Origin of the sequence: Flavonifractor plautii ATCC 29863 (assembly GCF_000239295.1) — a bacterium.
Classification (GTDB): Bacteria; Bacillota; Clostridia; order Oscillospirales; family Oscillospiraceae; genus Flavonifractor; species Flavonifractor plautii.
Genome location: NZ_JH417856.1, coordinates 1 through 15,616 on the forward strand (window position 1 = coordinate 1; position 15,616 = coordinate 15,616).

12 protein-coding genes are annotated in these 15,616 nt (G+C 61.0%); 1 reads left to right on the forward strand and 11 read right to left on the reverse strand.

All coding sequences use genetic code 11. The features are described from left to right. Positions 1 to 26: 26 nt before the first annotated feature. The 11 genes from HMPREF0372_RS18285 to HMPREF0372_RS20235 all read right to left on the reverse strand — a co-directional run bounded on the left by HMPREF0372_RS18285 (position 27) and on the right by HMPREF0372_RS20235 (position 11,903). Positions 27 to 557, reverse strand: coding sequence for a hypothetical protein (locus HMPREF0372_RS18285; protein ID WP_007495830.1), 531 nt, complete (start codon positions 555 to 557; stop codon positions 27 to 29). Next, complete coding sequence (locus HMPREF0372_RS18290; protein WP_050810517.1) at positions 554 to 1,423, reverse strand: mechanosensitive ion channel family protein; 870 nt, start codon at positions 1,421 to 1,423, stop codon at positions 554 to 556. Before HMPREF0372_RS18290 ends, HMPREF0372_RS18285 begins: the two co-directional genes overlap by 4 nt. Before the next feature lie 546 nt (positions 1,424 to 1,969). Next, complete coding sequence (gene tuf, locus HMPREF0372_RS18295) at positions 1,970 to 3,169, reverse strand: elongation factor Tu (protein WP_007495837.1); 1,200 nt, start codon at positions 3,167 to 3,169, stop codon at positions 1,970 to 1,972. Between the two features lie 126 nt (positions 3,170 to 3,295). Further along, positions 3,296 to 5,401: an elongation factor G gene (gene fusA, locus HMPREF0372_RS18300; protein WP_007495839.1), complete on the reverse strand. Its 2,106-nt coding sequence runs from the start codon at positions 5,399 to 5,401 to the stop codon at positions 3,296 to 3,298. A 14-nt stretch (positions 5,402 to 5,415) separates the two neighbouring features. Beyond that, complete coding sequence (gene rpsG, locus HMPREF0372_RS18305; protein ID WP_009259261.1) at positions 5,416 to 5,886, reverse strand: 30S ribosomal protein S7; 471 nt, start codon at positions 5,884 to 5,886, stop codon at positions 5,416 to 5,418. A 209-nt stretch (positions 5,887 to 6,095) separates the two neighbouring features. Beyond that, a complete protein-coding gene (rpsL, locus tag HMPREF0372_RS18310) occupies positions 6,096 to 6,518 on the reverse strand; it encodes a 30S ribosomal protein S12 (protein ID WP_007495843.1) in 423 nt (140 codons plus the stop codon). Positions 6,519 to 6,592: 74 nt separating this feature from the next. Further along, a complete protein-coding gene (locus tag HMPREF0372_RS18315) occupies positions 6,593 to 6,835 on the reverse strand; it encodes a ribosomal L7Ae/L30e/S12e/Gadd45 family protein (RefSeq protein ID WP_007495846.1) in 243 nt (80 codons plus the stop codon). A 224-nt stretch (positions 6,836 to 7,059) separates the two neighbouring features. Further along, positions 7,060 to 8,394, reverse strand: coding sequence for a branched-chain amino acid transport system II carrier protein (locus HMPREF0372_RS18320; RefSeq protein WP_007495849.1), 1,335 nt, complete (start codon positions 8,392 to 8,394; stop codon positions 7,060 to 7,062). Between the two features lie 50 nt (positions 8,395 to 8,444). Further along, complete coding sequence (locus tag HMPREF0372_RS18325; protein WP_039998056.1) at positions 8,445 to 10,037, reverse strand: amidohydrolase; 1,593 nt, start codon at positions 10,035 to 10,037, stop codon at positions 8,445 to 8,447. Positions 10,038 to 10,204: 167 nt separating this feature from the next. After that, a complete protein-coding gene (locus HMPREF0372_RS18330; protein ID WP_039998058.1) occupies positions 10,205 to 11,557 on the reverse strand; it encodes a sigma-54 interaction domain-containing protein in 1,353 nt (450 codons plus the stop codon). Between the two features lie 19 nt (positions 11,558 to 11,576). Further along, positions 11,577 to 11,903: a hypothetical protein gene (locus tag HMPREF0372_RS20235; protein ID WP_169314521.1), complete on the reverse strand. Its 327-nt coding sequence runs from the start codon at positions 11,901 to 11,903 to the stop codon at positions 11,577 to 11,579. Here HMPREF0372_RS20235 and rpoB point away from each other — a divergent pair. Continuing rightward, complete coding sequence (gene rpoB / locus HMPREF0372_RS18335; protein WP_007495856.1) at positions 11,896 to 15,603, forward strand: DNA-directed RNA polymerase subunit beta; 3,708 nt, start codon at positions 11,896 to 11,898, stop codon at positions 15,601 to 15,603. The two genes, HMPREF0372_RS20235 and rpoB, sit on opposite strands and share 8 nt — an antisense overlap. The last annotated feature ends 13 nt before the right edge of the window (positions 15,604 to 15,616 follow it).

A 15,616-nucleotide genomic window follows, 5' to 3' on the forward strand; every position in this document is an offset into this window, starting at 1 on the left:
CGGCGCTCTCGCGCCGCGCTTTCCATTCACTCCTGGAGTCTCTTGGAGGCCCGATAAAGGAAGGTCATATAGAAGACGGCGTTCGCCAGCGCAGCGACCAGTGTAACCAGCAGGAGGCCAACCAGCCTCTCGCCCATGATTGGCACAAGGAGGCCGGAGAGGATCGTGACCGCCAGGCAGGCCGCATCGAGTTTCCACACAAACCGCCCCCGGGCTGCCGTGGACAAGTCCCCTTCCGCCTCCAACCGTCTGGCGGTCTTGGTGCAGACCAGGTAGACCACCGCGAATTCGAGGATATAACCGAGCAGATCCGGGACCCCGATCAACCTGCACAGCAGCCCCGACACCCGGGCCACAACAGAGAGCACAAAGGCCGTGTGATAGCCCTTATCCACCCGGCCCGCCTGATACAGCCCCATCATGGGCAGAACCAGCGCCGCCACAACCGCAAACAGTCCGGCCGGGGGAATTATGGCCAAAATCATGGCCACAATCACAAGAAGCTGCCCGATAAAAATTCGGTTTAAACCGCGGCCGACCTCCACATTATCGCTCACGGCTCGCTCCTCTCCCGCTCCATCAGGTGGACGTTCAGATGGTTGTAGGTCATCTCAATGCCGTTCCGGTCAAAAGCCTCCTTAACCTGCTCCAACAGGTCGTAGTACAGCGTCCAGTAATCCCCCGTGGCGCACCACACCCGGACCACATACTCAATGCTGCTGTCCCGGTAGGCATTGACCCGCACAAAGGGCTCCGGCTCGGCCAGGGCCATGGGGTGCGCGGCCACGACTGCCCGCAGAACGCCGGTCACCTGCTGGAGCGGGCTGTCATAAGAGGCGTTGAAGGTGAGATCTACTCTCCTCCGCTCTTCCGTGCTGTAGTTGATGATCTTTTCCCCGGAAATCTGTCCGTTGGGTACGGAGATCACCTTGTTGTCCACCGTGCACAGCTTGGTATAGGCCAGCCCGACCTCCATCACCGTACCGGAGATGCCGCCGGCCTCCACATAGTCCCCCGCCTTGAAGGGCTTGGAGAGCAGCACCTGGATGCCGCCGGCCAGGTTGGACAGAGTGCCCTGGATGGCCAGAGACACCGCCAGTCCAATGACGCTGAGCACCGCCACCAGGCTAGTCATGGGCACTCCCACGTAGTCCAGAACGATACACAGGGTAATCATCCACAAAATAACCCGCAGGGCCGCATGGATGAAGGTATGCAGGCTCCGCTCCAGCTCCAGGCGGAGGAAAGCCCGGTCGGTCAGCCGGAGAACCAGCTTCATGACCACAAGGCAGCCTGCCAGAAGGAGCAGCAGGGTGATGAGCTTCTCCAGATTCAGCCCTTTCAGAAAGTCGGTCACCGTCTGTAAGGTCTCCTCTGCCTCGTCCGGGGTGACGGCTCCCAGGTTGGTCAATATGCTCTGCATGTCTGGCACGCCCCTTTCCACTTCCTGTTGTACCATAAAAAAAGGGGACTGTCCACTCAGCTCGTCCCTTTTCCTTAAAAAATTTCTGGATAAAGCAGCTTTTTAAAAAGCAGAAAGCCTGCCGATCGGCAGGCTTTCTGCTGAAATGAAGAAGAACTTCACAAGGTGGATAACAAGGCTTTTCCGCCGGTGCTCACCCTCCTGTGGAAAAGCTCGGGAAATATTACCTCCTCAATGCCGATGACGACGCGTTTGCCACGGTGCGGCCATTCCACAGAAGCTCCGATTCTGTGGGAACCCTGTTCATTTTGCTTGCTCGGCGGAAATGAATTCCGCCTGCGTCAAGGTTTTGTCCTTTGGGCAAAACCCTGCACGCGTCTCCCGGCGCGCCCCACCGCAGATGGGGGCCGGGCGGCCGCACTGCGGCAAAAGAAAATCCCCGCCTTATGGCGGGGATTTTCCAAGGGAGCATCAATGACTCCTCGATGTCGATAACGACGCTTTTCCCTCGGGCGGTCACCCTCCTGCGAGAAAGCTGGAGTGAGATTACTCCTCGATGTCGATAACGACGCCGGAACCCACGGTACGGCCACCCTCACGGATAGCAAAACGCAGGCCCTTCTCGATGGCGATGGGGGTGATCAGCTCCACCTTCATGTCAACGTTATCGCCGGGCATGCACATCTCGGTGCCCTCGGGCAGGGTGATGACGCCGGTAACGTCAGTGGTACGGAAGTAGAACTGAGGACGGTAGTTGTTAAAGAAGGGGGTGTGACGGCCGCCCTCGTCCTTGCTCAGAACGTACACCTGGCCCACAAACTTGGTGTGGGGGTGAATGGAGCCGGGCTTACACAGAACCTGGCCACGCTCGATGTCGGTCTTGGCGACGCCGCGCAGCAGGGTGCCGATGTTGTCGCCGGCCTCAGCAAAGTCCAGCAGCTTGCGGAACATCTCGATGCCGGTGACGACGGTCTTCTTCTTCTCGTCGGTCAGGCCAACGATCTCGACTTCCTCGTTCATCTTGATGGTACCGCGCTCCACACGGCCGGTAGCGACGGTGCCGCGGCCAGTGATGGTGAACACGTCCTCGACGGGCATCAGGAAGGGCTGATCCGCCTTACGGTCAGGAGTGGGGATATAGCTGTCGACGGCATCCATCAGCTCCTTGATGCAGGCGAAGTCGGGATCGTCCACACCGCCCTCGCAGGTCAGGGCGTTCAGAGCGGAGCCCTTGATGATGGGGATATCGTCGCCGGGGAACTCGTACTTGGACAGGGTCTCGCGGACCTCCATCTCGACCAGCTCCAGCAGCTCCTCGTCGTCCACCTGATCGCACTTGTTCAGGAACACGACGATGGCGGGCACGCCCACCTGACGGGCCAGCAGGATGTGCTCCTTGGTCTGAGCCATGGGGCCATCGGTGGCGGCGATAACCAGGATGGCGCCGTCCATCTGAGCAGCACCGGTGATCATGTTCTTGATATAGTCGGCGTGGCCCGGGCAGTCAACGTGGGCATAGTGACGGGCATCGGTCTCGTACTCCACGTGGGCGGTGTTGATGGTGATGCCGCGCTCACGCTCCTCGGGAGCCTTGTCGATGCTGGAGTAATCCTCGTACTGAGCCTGGCCCTTCAGAGCCAGATACTTGGTGATAGCGGCGGTCAGAGTGGTCTTGCCGTGGTCAACGTGGCCGATGGTGCCGATGTTGACATGGGGCTTGGTACGCTCAAATTTAGCCTTAGCCATTTGGATGTTCCTCCTTAAATTCTGATAGTAAGATGGTTCTTATTTCCACAATAATGCGAAAATATTGTATAGCATTGCAGAATAAAATGCAATACCCTTGTTGCGAGAAATGCCAAAGGACAGAAATTAATCGTCCTTGCGGCCCCGCTCCGCGATAATCTTCTCGGCGATGCTCTTGGGGATCTCCACATAGCTGTGGGGCTCCATGGAGTACTGGCCGCGGCCCTGGGTGGAGGAGCGTAGGTCAGTGGCGTAGCCGAACATGCTGGCCAGGGGCACCAGGGCATCCACCTGAGTGGCGCCGGGACGGCTCTCCTGGCCCTGAATCATGCCGCGGCGGCTGGTCAGGTCGCCGATGACGTTGCCCAGATACTCGTCGGGTACGATGACGGAAACCTTCATCACGGGCTCCAGCAGGATGGCGTCCGCCTTGCGGCAGGCCTCCTTGAACGCCATGGAGCCGGCGATCTTAAACGCCATTTCGGAGGAGTCGACCTCGTGGTAGGAGCCGAAGGTCAGGTGGACCTTCACATCCACAACAGGGTAACCGGCCAGAACACCCGCCTGCATGGCGCCCTGGATACCGGCGTCCACCGCAGGGATATACTCCTTGGGGATAACGCCGCCGGTAATCTCGTTGAGGAACTCATAGCCCTTGCCGGGCTCATTGGGCTCCACGGTGATGCGGACGTGGCCGTACTGGCCCTTACCGCCAGACTGGCGGGCATACTTGGTATCCTGCTCGACCGACTTCTTGATGGTCTCCTTGTAGGCGACCTGGGGTGCGCCCACGTTGGCCTCCACCTTGAACTCGCGGAGCAGACGGTCGACGATGATCTCCAGGTGGAGCTCGCCCATGCCGGCGATAATGGTCTGGCCGGTCTCCTCGTCGGTCCAGGTACGGAAGGTGGGGTCCTCTTCAGCCAGCTTTACCAGCGCCAGGCCCATCTTCTCCTGACCAGCCTTGGTCTTGGGCTCGATTGCCACGCGGATGACAGGGTCAGGGAACTCCATGGACTCCAGGATGATGGGGTGATTATCATCGCACAGGGTATCGCCGGTGGTGGTGTTCTTCAGGCCCACGGCGGCGGCGATGTCGCCGGAGAAGACCTCCTCGATGTCCTCCCGGTGGTTGGCATGCATCTGCAGGATGCGGCCGATGCGCTCCTTCTGGTTCTTGGTGCTGTTGAGCACGGAGGAACCGGTGGTGAGCTTGCCGGAGTACACACGGAAGAAGGACAGGCGGCCCACGTAGGGGTCGGTCATAATCTTAAAGGCCAGGGCGGAGAAGGGCGCGTTGTCGTCGGCGGGACGCTCGTCCTCCTCGTCGGTGTCGGGGTTCACACCCTTGATGGCCGGGATGTCCAGCGGGGAGGGCATGAAGTCCACGATGGCATCCAGCAGCTTCTGGACGCCCTTGTTGCGGTAAGAGGTACCGCAGGTCACGGGAACCAGCAGGTTCTCGATGGTGCCCTTGCGCAGGGCACGGCGGATCATATCCTCGGGGATGGGCTTCTCCTCCAGGGCCAGCTCCATGATCTCATCGTCGATGTCAGCACAGGCGTCGATGAGCTTGGTGCGGTACTCCTGGGCCAGCTCCAGCATATCGGCGGGGATCTCCTCCACGCGCATGTCCTTGCCCAGCTCGTCGTAGTAGATGTCGGCATCCATCTCCACCAGGTCGATGATGCCCTTGAAGGTATCCTCGGAACCGATGGGGAGCTGGATGGGCACCGCGTTGCACTTGAGCCGGTCGTGGATCATGTTGAGCACGTTGTAGAAGTCCGCGCCCATGATGTCCATCTTATTGACGTAAATCATGCGGGGGACCTTGTAGTGGTCGGCCTGGCGCCACACGGTCTCAGACTGGGGCTCGACGCCGCCCTTGGCACACATGACGGTCACGGAGCCGTCCAGCACGCGCAGGGAGCGCTCCACCTCCACGGTGAAGTCCACGTGGCCTGGAGTGTCGATGATGTTGATGCGGGTCTGGGGGAACTGGTCCTTGGACCCCTTCCAATAGCAGGTGGTAGCCGCGGAAGTGATGGTGATGCCGCGCTCCTGCTCCTGAGCCATCCAGTCCATGGTGGCGGTGCCGTCATGGGTCTCACCGATCTTGTAGTTGACGCCGGTGTAGTAGAGGATACGCTCGGTGGTGGTGGTCTTACCGGCATCGATATGGGCCATGATACCGATGTTTCTGGTATTCTCTAAGGTAACTTTCCTAGGCATACTCTAACTCCTTATTACCAGCGATAGTGCGCGAAGGCCTTGTTGGACTCGGCCATCTTGTGGGTGTCCTCGCGCTTCTTGACCGCGGAGCCGAGGTTGTTGGCGGCATCCATGATCTCGCCGGCCAGCCGCTCCTTCATGGTCTTCTCGCTGCGGGCGCGGGAGTAGTTGGTCAGCCACCGCAGACCAAGGGTCTGACGGCGCTCGGGGCGAACCTCGATGGGCACCTGGTAGGTGGCGCCGCCCACGCGGCGGGCCTTGACCTCCAGGGACGGCATGATGTTCTCCAGAGCGGTGGTGAACACGTCCAGGGGGTCCTTCTCGGTCTTCTCCTTGATGATGTCGAAAGCACCGTAGACGACCTTCTGGGCCACACCCTTCTTGCCGTCCAGCATGATGCTGTTGACCAGCTTGGTCACCAGGACGGAGTTGTAAATCGGATCGGGCAGAACCTCCCGCTTGGGTACGTTTCCTCTTCTGGGCACTTTGCTTCCCTCCTTCATAGTATGATTTCATAGGTACTCGAAGGCTTTTCAGAAAAGCCCCCGTGTAAGACAAGTGCCTGCTTGTCCAGTGCCCCACAGAAAACGCCCCCTATTATATATAGGTAAGCGCTTCCGCAAGGACAACTGCCTTGCGCGTTTGCGCATAAAGTCTCTTATTGGGTTTTCAGAAGAATTTTTACGGAGAAAAATTACTTCTTGCCGGCCTTGGGCCGCTTCGCGCCGTACTTGGAACGGGCCTGCATGCGGTTGGCAACGCCCTGGGCATCCAGAGTGCCGCGGATGATGTGGTAACGCACGCCGGGCAGGTCCTTGACACGGCCGCCGCGGATCATGACCACGGAGTGCTCCTGCAGGTTGTGACCGACACCGGGGATATAGGCGGTGACCTCCATCCCGTTGGTCAGACGCACACGGGCGATCTTACGCAGAGCGGAGTTCGGCTTCTTGGGGGTGGCGGTACGAACCGCGGTGCACACACCTCTCTTCTGGGGAGAAGGCAGGTCGGTCATGCGGTTCTGCAGGGTGTTCAGGCCCTTCTGCATGGCGGGAGCGGTGGACTTGTAGGTCGCGGCCTCGCGTCCCTTGCGGACGAGCTGGTTAAACGTAGGCATGGTTTTCCTCCTTTCTTGGTTTCTAAAGAATATATTTTAACGAAACGGATGAAAATTATTCCGTTTCGCTAAAATCAGTGCAGCAGCGCGGCCACCGCGCTGGGCACGGCGATACCGCATGCGGAGCCCAGTTCCTTCATCTGGGGAACCCGCTCCACCGGAATCTGTTTTTCTGCGCACAGGGCCTCCACCGGGGCGGTCACCCTGGGATCGGCATCCTCTGCCAGAAAAACCCGGGCGGCTTTCCCATCATTGACGGCCCGCTTGGTCTGCTTGACGCCGACCACCTTGGAGCCCTGCTTGAGTTCCGTCAGCATGCGGTCTGCCTCCCATCGCTTGATTTGCAGGGCCGTCTGGCTTTTCTGCCGCGTATCCCCTTTTGGCAGGCATACCTGCGCGATTTAGAATTTTACCATATGCGAATTCTAAAGTCAATCAGAAAATCACTAGATTTTGCAAAGCTTTCCGGCCCGTTTCCAGTCAGAACCGCCAGAGCGGCGGAGGGGCTTCCCCCCTCCGCCGCTCCCCTGGCACTATTCAATCATTCGTTTTTTGCAATTTCCTCTGCAATTGGGTCGCCCATGGCCTGATATTTTTCCTTTCCCCTGCACAGAAGGGCTCCCACTACTGCGCCTATAACGGCTGGAGCCAGCCACGCAAAGCCCAAATCGGAGAGCGGGAACATACTCATCAGGTCCTTCAACCAGCCAATGTCAGGCGCCACACTAAGCACCGCGTCCCCCAGGCTCACAATCCCCGCCATCAAAACGCCGCCCTTGTAGAAACCGTCGTTCGGCAGAAAGCGGTCCAGCAGTCCCAAGATGGTCATAACAATGCAGACCGGATAGATCACCAGGAAAATTGGTGTAACATAGTTCACGATATTCTGTACTCCGGTGATCCCCATGAAAACTCCGATGATGCAGGCTATCAGCATCAGCAGCTTGTAGGGCACTCTCTTTTTTAGAAATTCATAAATAAATGAGACAACTGTGGTTCCAATGCCGACCGCAGTCGTCAGACAGGCCATGGCTACCGCGCCGCCCATACAAGCCAGCCCGGCAGTCCCCATGATTTGCCGAATGACACCAGAGAGCAGCGCAGTCTGGGCAGTATCCTGGGCATAGATACCGCTAGCCGTGGCGCCAATGTAGGTCAGAGTACCATAAACAGCAAACAGGGCGATAATGCAGACGATACCCGCCATAAATCCGCCTCTTCGGCTCTCCTTTCCGTCATAGCCTCGGCGGCGGAGATCACCCAGGATGACGCTTGCAAACATGATGCCGACCGTCAGATCGCCTGTATTATAGGCCGTCAGCATGGCATCCCCAAAGGGGTTTCCGATCCCGGTATCCACTGGCTCCCCTACCGGCGTCACCACACCCTTGATAAGGACAATTGCCAGAAGCACCAGTAGGATAGGCGTCATATATTTCCCCAGCTTGTCGATCACCGACTCCCGGTCACAGGCAAAAAAGTAGACCAAAACAAAGAACACAATGATAACTGCCCAGTTGGGCACCTGCGGGAAAAGCGGCTGAATTCCGATTTCATAAGTGGTAGCGGCACTCTTGGGTAAGGTAGAGCCCATGGCGATCAGTGTACAGCTCACCAGATAAAACGCGTTATAACACCACGGAGACACGTGGCCCATTAGGTCCTCAGAGCCCTCTCCGACGTTATTAACCGCCCAGAGAGCCATAACTGGCAGAACGATGCCACCCAGCAGCAGGCCCATAGCACCTAGGAACCACTCCTGTCCGCTGAACAGGCCAATTTGCGGCGGGAATATCAGGTTTCCGGCACCAAACATGGTGGAAAACAGCGCCAAACCTACAATCACGGTATCCTTCCAGAAGGATTTCTTCTTCATAGTGCTTCCTCCCCGTTGTTTCGTTGCCTATGATCTAAGCTGTGAACGGACTACAGCGTTTCCGCCCGATAGACTGTCACACCATTTAACACCGTCTCCAAAACCTTAACCCGATTAAAGTCTTGGTGAGAGATTTTAAACAGATCCCGGTCCAGCACCACAAGGTCGGCCTGCTTGCCCAGCTCCAGGGTGCCGCGGACGGCCTCATCCCGGCTGGCCCAGGCGGCATCGGAGGTGAACAGGCGCACCGCCTGCTCCACGGTGAGGGCCTGCTCGGGCAGGTAGACCCTGGTGCCCGCCCGGTTCTGCCGGGTGACGGCGGCGCGCAGGTTGTCCAACACGTTGAAGGGCTCCACCGGGCAGTCGGAGCCGCCGCTGACCCGGATGCCCAGATCCTCCATGGCCTTCCAGTTGTAGCACTCCTTCGCGTGGGCCTCCCCCACCCGCTCGGCGATGATGTTCATGTCGGCGTCAATGAAGATGGGCTGGATGTACGCCTGGAGGCCCAGGGCCTTCATCCGCTCCAGCAGGGCGGGGGTGGTAGTCTGGGCGTGGACGATGCCGTGGCGGTGGTCCGGCCAGGGCTCCTCCCGCTCCACCCGCTCGATGGCGTCGCACACCTTGCGGAAGGCTAGGTCGCCGATGGCATGCACCGCCACGTCCATATGGGCGGTATGGGCCGCGCGAATCCGGCTGCACAGCTCTTCCTCGGTGTAGATAGGGATGCCGTGGTTGTCCGGCTCGTCCAGGTAGCCGTCAATCATCTCCGCCGACTTGGCCCCCAGGGAGCCGTCCTGGAGCAGCTTGCGGGGGCCGGTGCGGAAGAGGCTCTCCCGGTCGGCTGGATCGCTGCGCACCGCCTGGAGCCGCTCAAAGTCCTCGGGCTCCACCAGGCACTGCTCGTAGACCCGCACCGTCAGTTCTCCGTCCGCCTCCATCTCCCGGAAGATGCCGATCAATCGGATAGGGTCCACTCCGGCAATGGCCTTCAGATCGTCGGAATTGACACAGGTAATGCCCGCCGCGTTCAGATCCCGCTGGCCCAGCCGGATCAGCTCCTTTACATAGGCGTCATCCGCCTGGGGGAGCACCTTCATATACAGGCGGGCGGCATCCTCCCGCAGAATGCCGTTGGAAAAGTCCACCAGGGCCAGCACCTCGGGCGCCACATCCTCCAGCGCGCGGATGCGCTCCAGCATTACGGAGTTGCAGGCCCCGATGTGCAGGCAGGTCCGCAGCATACACACCGGGATATCGGTGGAGATGCGGTCCAGATCCTCCCGCGTCACCAGGCGCCCCTCCGCCATGGTCTCTTGATTCCAGCCCATGCCGATCAGGTAGGATGGGTGGTCCCGCTCAATCCGGGCCCGCCCCCGTTCTATGATCTCCCCGATGGACGCCACACCAAACAGGGAGAGGTTTTTCTGAATCATGGCGTAGTGGAGCAGGTGCATGTGGGAATCGGTGAAGCCGGGCAGCACCATGGCACCCTGTAAATCCCTCGTCTCATCCCACGCCTGCGCCAGAGCCTCCTGAACGCTCCCCAAAAAGGTCAGTCTGCCGTCCTCCGCGCCCACCGCCTCATAGCGGCGCATGGCGCCGTCCATCGAGGCAACCGTTCCGTTGTACCAAAGTCTCCGCATATCAGCCTTCCTTTCCGCCTGCGGCAAGTTTCGTGCACTTAACTTTGCAAACGGGATGCCAGCTCACCCTAATGCCCAAAAAAGGACCCGAGGGCCGGTATTATAGGACATACCTCCGGCTCTCGGGCCCTTTTTCAGGGGGAAAATATTTTGCGGCGCAAGATTTTTTACAGGTCAAATTTTTTCAGCTTGTACTTCAAATTCTGCCGGGACAGGCCCAGCAGGCGGGCTGCCTGGGAGATGGAGCCGGCCTGCTGCATAGCCCGGCTAAGCAGCTCCCGCTCGTAGGAGTCCAGCGCCCGGGGGAGGGAAAAGCTCTCCTCCAGGCGCAGGGCCTCCGGCAGCTCCGGCGGCCGGTTCAGGCCGCCCAGCCGCCCGGCCAGGATCTCCTCCATGTCCTCCACGGTGAGGCGCTCCCCCCGGGCGACGGCCACCGCCCCCTCGATGGCGTTTTTCAGCTCCCGCACATTGCCCGGCCACGCATAGCCCCGGAGCAGCCGGAGGGCCCGCTCGCTCAGCCCCCGCACCCTCCGGTGCAGCTTCCGGTTATAGTGCTCGATAAAGTAGTCCGCAAGCGGGCCGATGTCGCACAGCCGCTCCCGCAGGGGCGGGAGAGTCAGGCGAATCACCCCCAGGCGGTAGTACAGATCCTCCCGCAGGCGCCCCTCCCGGATGAGCTTCTGAGGCTTCTCGTTTACCGCCGCCACGATCCGCACGTCGAAGGGGATGTCCCGGCTGCCCCCCAGACGGCGCACTTTCTTCTCCTCCAGCACCTTGAGCAGCTTGGCCTGGAGGGCCGGGTCCATGGAGTTGATCTCGTCCAGGAACAGGGTGCCGCCGTCCGCCTCCTCCAGCAGCCCCTTGCGGGTGAGGGCGCCGGTGTAGCTTCCCTTTTCCGTGCCAAAAAACAGGCTCTCCAGCAGGGTGGCCGGGATGGCCGCACAGTTTTGAGAGACAAAAGGTCCCGCCCGGCCGCCCTCGCTGTGGAGCGACTCGGCCACCAGCTCCTTGCCCGTTCCCGTCTCACCATAGATGAGCACCGACGAGTCCAGCCCGGCCACGTCCCGGATGCGGCTCTTGAGGGCCAACATGGCCGGGTCTTCCGTGAGCATCCGGTCCAGGGTGGACAGGCCGCCGCCCTCCCCGCCACGGATCACCCGCTGGTCAATGGTGTGGTACTTGGACGAGTCCACCACGCACTCCACCCGGCCGTCCACCACGATGGGGATGGTGGTGGACTCCAGCAGCACCCGCTCCCCCCGGTGGTTGTTGATGTCCTGGAGAACGTTGTAGCTGGCCCGGCCCGTCCGCAGGGCGGTAAGGATGGTGCTGCTCTCCCCGTCCAGCTCCGGATAGAGCTCCAGAATGTGCCGCCCCACCGTGTCCTGGGAGCACCAGTAGCTGTTCAGCGGAATCCGGTGGTATTCGATGATCCCCTCCCGGTTGACCACCAGAATTCCGTCCGTATCCTCGCAGAGGCGGAGTACCTCGCCAATCTGATCCAGAAACCGCTCCAGCATGCCTGCTCTCCCCTTCTGTTCATGAGAATATAAAAAAATCTGGATTTCTCCAGATTCGACGGATAAAACAATTGACTTTTGTTCCCTTTTCATGGTATACTGAAATGCTCTTATCTTCCAATCCAGTTTTCCCGATTTTTTCCCAGCTTGGATACAGTTTAGCATGCGGGGCGGGAAAGCGCAAGAGGATTTGTTTCTTTTTTGTCCACACAGCCGAGCGTGTACTTCCTTCTTCCCCGCCGCGCTTTGTCGGGTTTGACGGAAGACAGCCGATGGAAACCGGAGAGCGCTGCCGCCCAACGCTCCCCAAACAAAGAAAACGAGGTGTTTTTTCTACGATGGTCAAGGACGTCTACTACGGCAAGACCCTCCGCAAGAGCTTTGCCCGCCATGAAGAAATCCTGGACATGCCCAACCTCCTGGAGGTGCAGAAGAACTCCTATCAGTGGTTCCTGGACACGGGACTGCGGGAGGTCTTCAAGGATGTGGCCTCGATCACCGACTACGCGGGCAACCTGGAGCTCTCCTTCATCGACTACTCCATGGATGAGCCCCCCAAGTACAGCGTGGAGGAGTGCAAGGCCCGGGACGCCACGTACGCCGCGCCCATCAAGGTGCGGGTGCGCCTGCGCAACAAGGAGACCGAGGAGATCAAGGAGCAGGAGATCTTCATGGGCGACTTCCCCCTGATGACCAAGGCCGGCACCTTCGTCATCAACGGCGCCGAGCGCGTCATCGTCTCCCAGATCGTCCGCTCCCCCGGCATCTATTACTCCCACACCGAGGACAAGGCCGGCGGCATCACCTACGCCACCACCGTCATCCCCTACCGGGGCGCCTGGCTGGAGTATGAGACCGACCTGAACGACGCCTTCTACGTGCGCATCGACAAGAACCGCAAGCTGCCCATCACCTGCCTGATCCGTGCGGTGGGCCCCAAGACCGACCCCGAGATCCTCGAGCTGTTCGGTGAGGATCCCCGCATCGTTGCCACCCTGGAGAAGGACGCCTGCAAAACCTATGAGGACGCGCTGCTGGAGATCTACCGCAAGCTGCGCCCCGGCGAGCCCCCCACGGTGGACTCCGCCGAGAGCCTGCTCAACGCCCTGTTCTTCGACCCCCGGCGCTACGACCTGTCCGCCGTGGGCCGCTACAAGTTCAACAAGAAGCTGTCGATCTGGACCCGCCTGGTGAATCAGACCCTGGCCGCCCCCGTGGCCGACCCCATGACCGGCGAGATCATCGCCGAGCCCGGCGAGGTGCTCACCCGTGAGCGGGCCCACGAGCTGGACGACAAGGGCGTCAACGAGGTTGTACTGGAGCTCGACGGCGTGCAGATCAAAGTATTCTCCAATCACATGGTGGATATGTCCAAGTTCGTGGACTTTGATCCGGAGGAGTGCGGCGTCAGTGAGAAGGTACGCTTCACCGTGCTCCAGGAGCTGCTCCAGAATTACACCGGCGAGGAGCTCAAGGAGGCCGTGAAGGAGCGCATCGACGACCTCATTCCCAAGCACATCATCGTGGACGACATCATGGCGTCCATCAACTACCTCAACTGCCTGGCCCACGGGGTGGGCTCCGCCGACGACATCGACCACCTGGGCAACCGCCGCCTGCGCTGCGTGGGCGAGCTGCTCCAGAACCAGTTCCGCATCGGCTTCTCCCGCATGGAGCGGGTGATCCGGGAGCGCATGACCATCCAGGATCTGGACATCGTCACCCCCCAGAGCCTCATCAACATCCGCCCCGTCACCGCCGCCATTAAGGAGTTCTTCGGCTCCTCCCCCCTGAGCCAGTTCATGGACCAGACCAACCCCCTGGCCGAGCTGACCCACAAGCGCCGTATGTCCGCCCTGGGCCCCGGCGGCCTGTCCCGTGACCGCGCCTCCTTCGACGTGCGCGACGTCCACTACTCCCACTACGGCCGCCTCTGCCCCATCGAGACTCCCGAAGGTCCCAACATCGGCCTGATCTCCTATCTGGCCTCCTATGCCCGCATCAACCGCTACGGCTTCATCGAGGCCCCCTACCGCAAGGTGGATAAAGCCACCGGCCACGTCACCGACCAGGTGGACTATATGACCGCCGACGTGGAGGACCAGTACACCATCGCCCAGGCCACCGAGCCGCTGGACGAGAACGGCTGCCTGGTGCACGACCGTATCACCTGCCGCCACCGCAACGAGATCATCGACGTGGACCGGGATCAGGTGGACTATATGGACATCTCCCCCAAGATGATGTTCTCCATCGCCACCGCCCAGATCCCCTTCCTGGAGAACGACGACGCCAACCGCGCCCTGATGGGCGCCAACATGCAGCGTCAGGCCGTGCCCCTGCTGACCACCCAGGCTCCCATCGTGGCCACCGGCCAGGAGCACAAGAACTGCATCGACTCCGAGGTGGCCATCCTGGCTGAGGACGACGGCGTGGTCACCAAGGTGGCCGCCGACTCCGTCTCCGTCCGCTACGACGACGGCCGCGTGGAGGACTACCGGCTCACCAAGTACCTGCGCTCCAACCACGGCACCTGCATCAACCAGCGCCCCATCGTGGACGCCGGCCAGCGGGTGGAGAAGGGCGAGGTCATTGTGGACGGCCCCTCCACCAACAACGGCGAGATCGCCCTGGGCAAGAACATCCTCATGGGCTTCATGACCTGGGAGGGCTACAACTACGAGGACGCCATCCTGCTCAACGAGCGCATGGTGAAGGAGGACGTGTTCACCTCCATCCACATCGAGGAGTACGAGACCGAGAGCCGCGACACCAAGCTGGGCCCCGAGGAGATCACCCGTGACATCCCCAACGTGGGCGAGGACGCCCTGAAGGATCTGGATGAGCGGGGCATCATCCGCGTGGGCGCCGAGGTGCGCGCCGGCGACATTCTGGTTGGCAAGGTCACCCCCAAGGGCGAAACCGACCTCACCGCCGAGGAGCGGCTGCTCCGCGCCATCTTCGGCGAGAAGGCCCGCGAGGTGCGCGACACCTCCCTGAAGGTGCCCCACGGCGAGAGCGGCATCATCGTGGACGTGAAGGTCTTCACCCGCGAGGCGGGCGATGAGCTCTCCCCCGGCGTGAACATGGTGGTGCGCGTCTACATCGCCCAGAAGCGCAAGATCTCCGTGGGCGACAAGATGGCCGGCCGCCACGGCAACAAGGGCGTCGTGTCCCGCATCCTGCCCCAGGAGGATATGCCCTTCCTGCCCGACGGCACCCCCCTGGACATCGTGCTGAACCCCCTGGGCGTGCCCTCCCGTATGAACATCGGCCAGGTGCTGGAGGTCCACCTGGGCTACGCGGCCAAGACCCTGGGCTGGAAGGTGGCCACCCCCGTCTTCAACGGCGCCGACGAGAAGGACATCGCCGAGACCCTGAAGATGGCCGGCCTGCGCCCCGACGGCAAGAGCTGGCTGTACGACGGCCGCACCGGCGAGCGGTTTGACAACCCCGTCACCGTGGGCTACGTCTACTTCCTCAAGCTCCACCACCTGGTGGACGACAAGATCCACGCCCGCTCCACCGGCCCCTACTCCCTGGTCACCCAGCAGCCCCTGGGCGGCAAGGCCCAGTTTGGCGGCCAGCGCTTCGGCGAGATGGAGGTGTGGGCCCTGGAGGCCTACGGCGCGGCCTACACCCTGCAGGAGATCCTCACCGTCAAGTCCGACGATGTCACCGGCCGCGTGCGCACCTACGAGTCCATCGTCAAGGGCCACAACGTGCCCAAGCCCGGCGTGCCCGAGTCCTTCAAGGTCCTGGTCAAGGAGCTGCAGTCTCTGTGCCTGGACATCAAGGTGCTGGACGACCAGGGCGCGGAGATCGAGCTGAAGGACGACGACGAGGACAACTACCAGCCCGGCAAGTTCCGCGACGAGGACGACGACTACTACGGCTACGACGCCGGCGGGGAGTCCGACTTCGCCGCCGCGGGCTACACCCTCAAGGAGGGCAGCGACGACGACGACCTGGCCGCCGCGGACGCAGAGGAGCTGGACGACAGCGACGACTTCTCGGATGACTATTCCGATGAGGATATGGACTAATTAAGGGAGGACG

Bases quoted from the DNA above. Each gene is read 5' to 3' on its own strand.
- tuf (WP_007495837.1), bottom strand. From the start codon at position 3,169: ATGGCTAAGGCTAAATTTGAGCGTACCAAGCCCCATGTCAACATCGGC.
- rpsL (WP_007495843.1), bottom strand. From the start codon at position 6,518: ATGCCTACGTTTAACCAGCTCGTCCGCAAGGGACGCGAGGCCGCGACC.
- rpoB (WP_007495856.1), top strand. From the start codon at position 11,896: ATGGTCAAGGACGTCTACTACGGCAAGACCCTCCGCAAGAGCTTTGCC.
- HMPREF0372_RS18315 (WP_007495846.1), bottom strand. From the start codon at position 6,835: ATGCTGACGGAACTCAAGCAGGGCTCCAAGGTGGTCGGCGTCAAGCAG.
- HMPREF0372_RS18290 (WP_050810517.1), bottom strand. From the start codon at position 1,423: ATGCAGAGCATATTGACCAACCTGGGAGCCGTCACCCCGGACGAGGCA.
- fusA (WP_007495839.1), bottom strand. From the start codon at position 5,401: ATGCCTAGGAAAGTTACCTTAGAGAATACCAGAAACATCGGTATCATG.
- HMPREF0372_RS18320 (WP_007495849.1), bottom strand. From the start codon at position 8,394: ATGAAGAAGAAATCCTTCTGGAAGGATACCGTGATTGTAGGTTTGGCG.
- HMPREF0372_RS18330 (WP_039998058.1), bottom strand. From the start codon at position 11,557: ATGCTGGAGCGGTTTCTGGATCAGATTGGCGAGGTACTCCGCCTCTGC.
- HMPREF0372_RS18325 (WP_039998056.1), bottom strand. From the start codon at position 10,037: ATGCGGAGACTTTGGTACAACGGAACGGTTGCCTCGATGGACGGCGCC.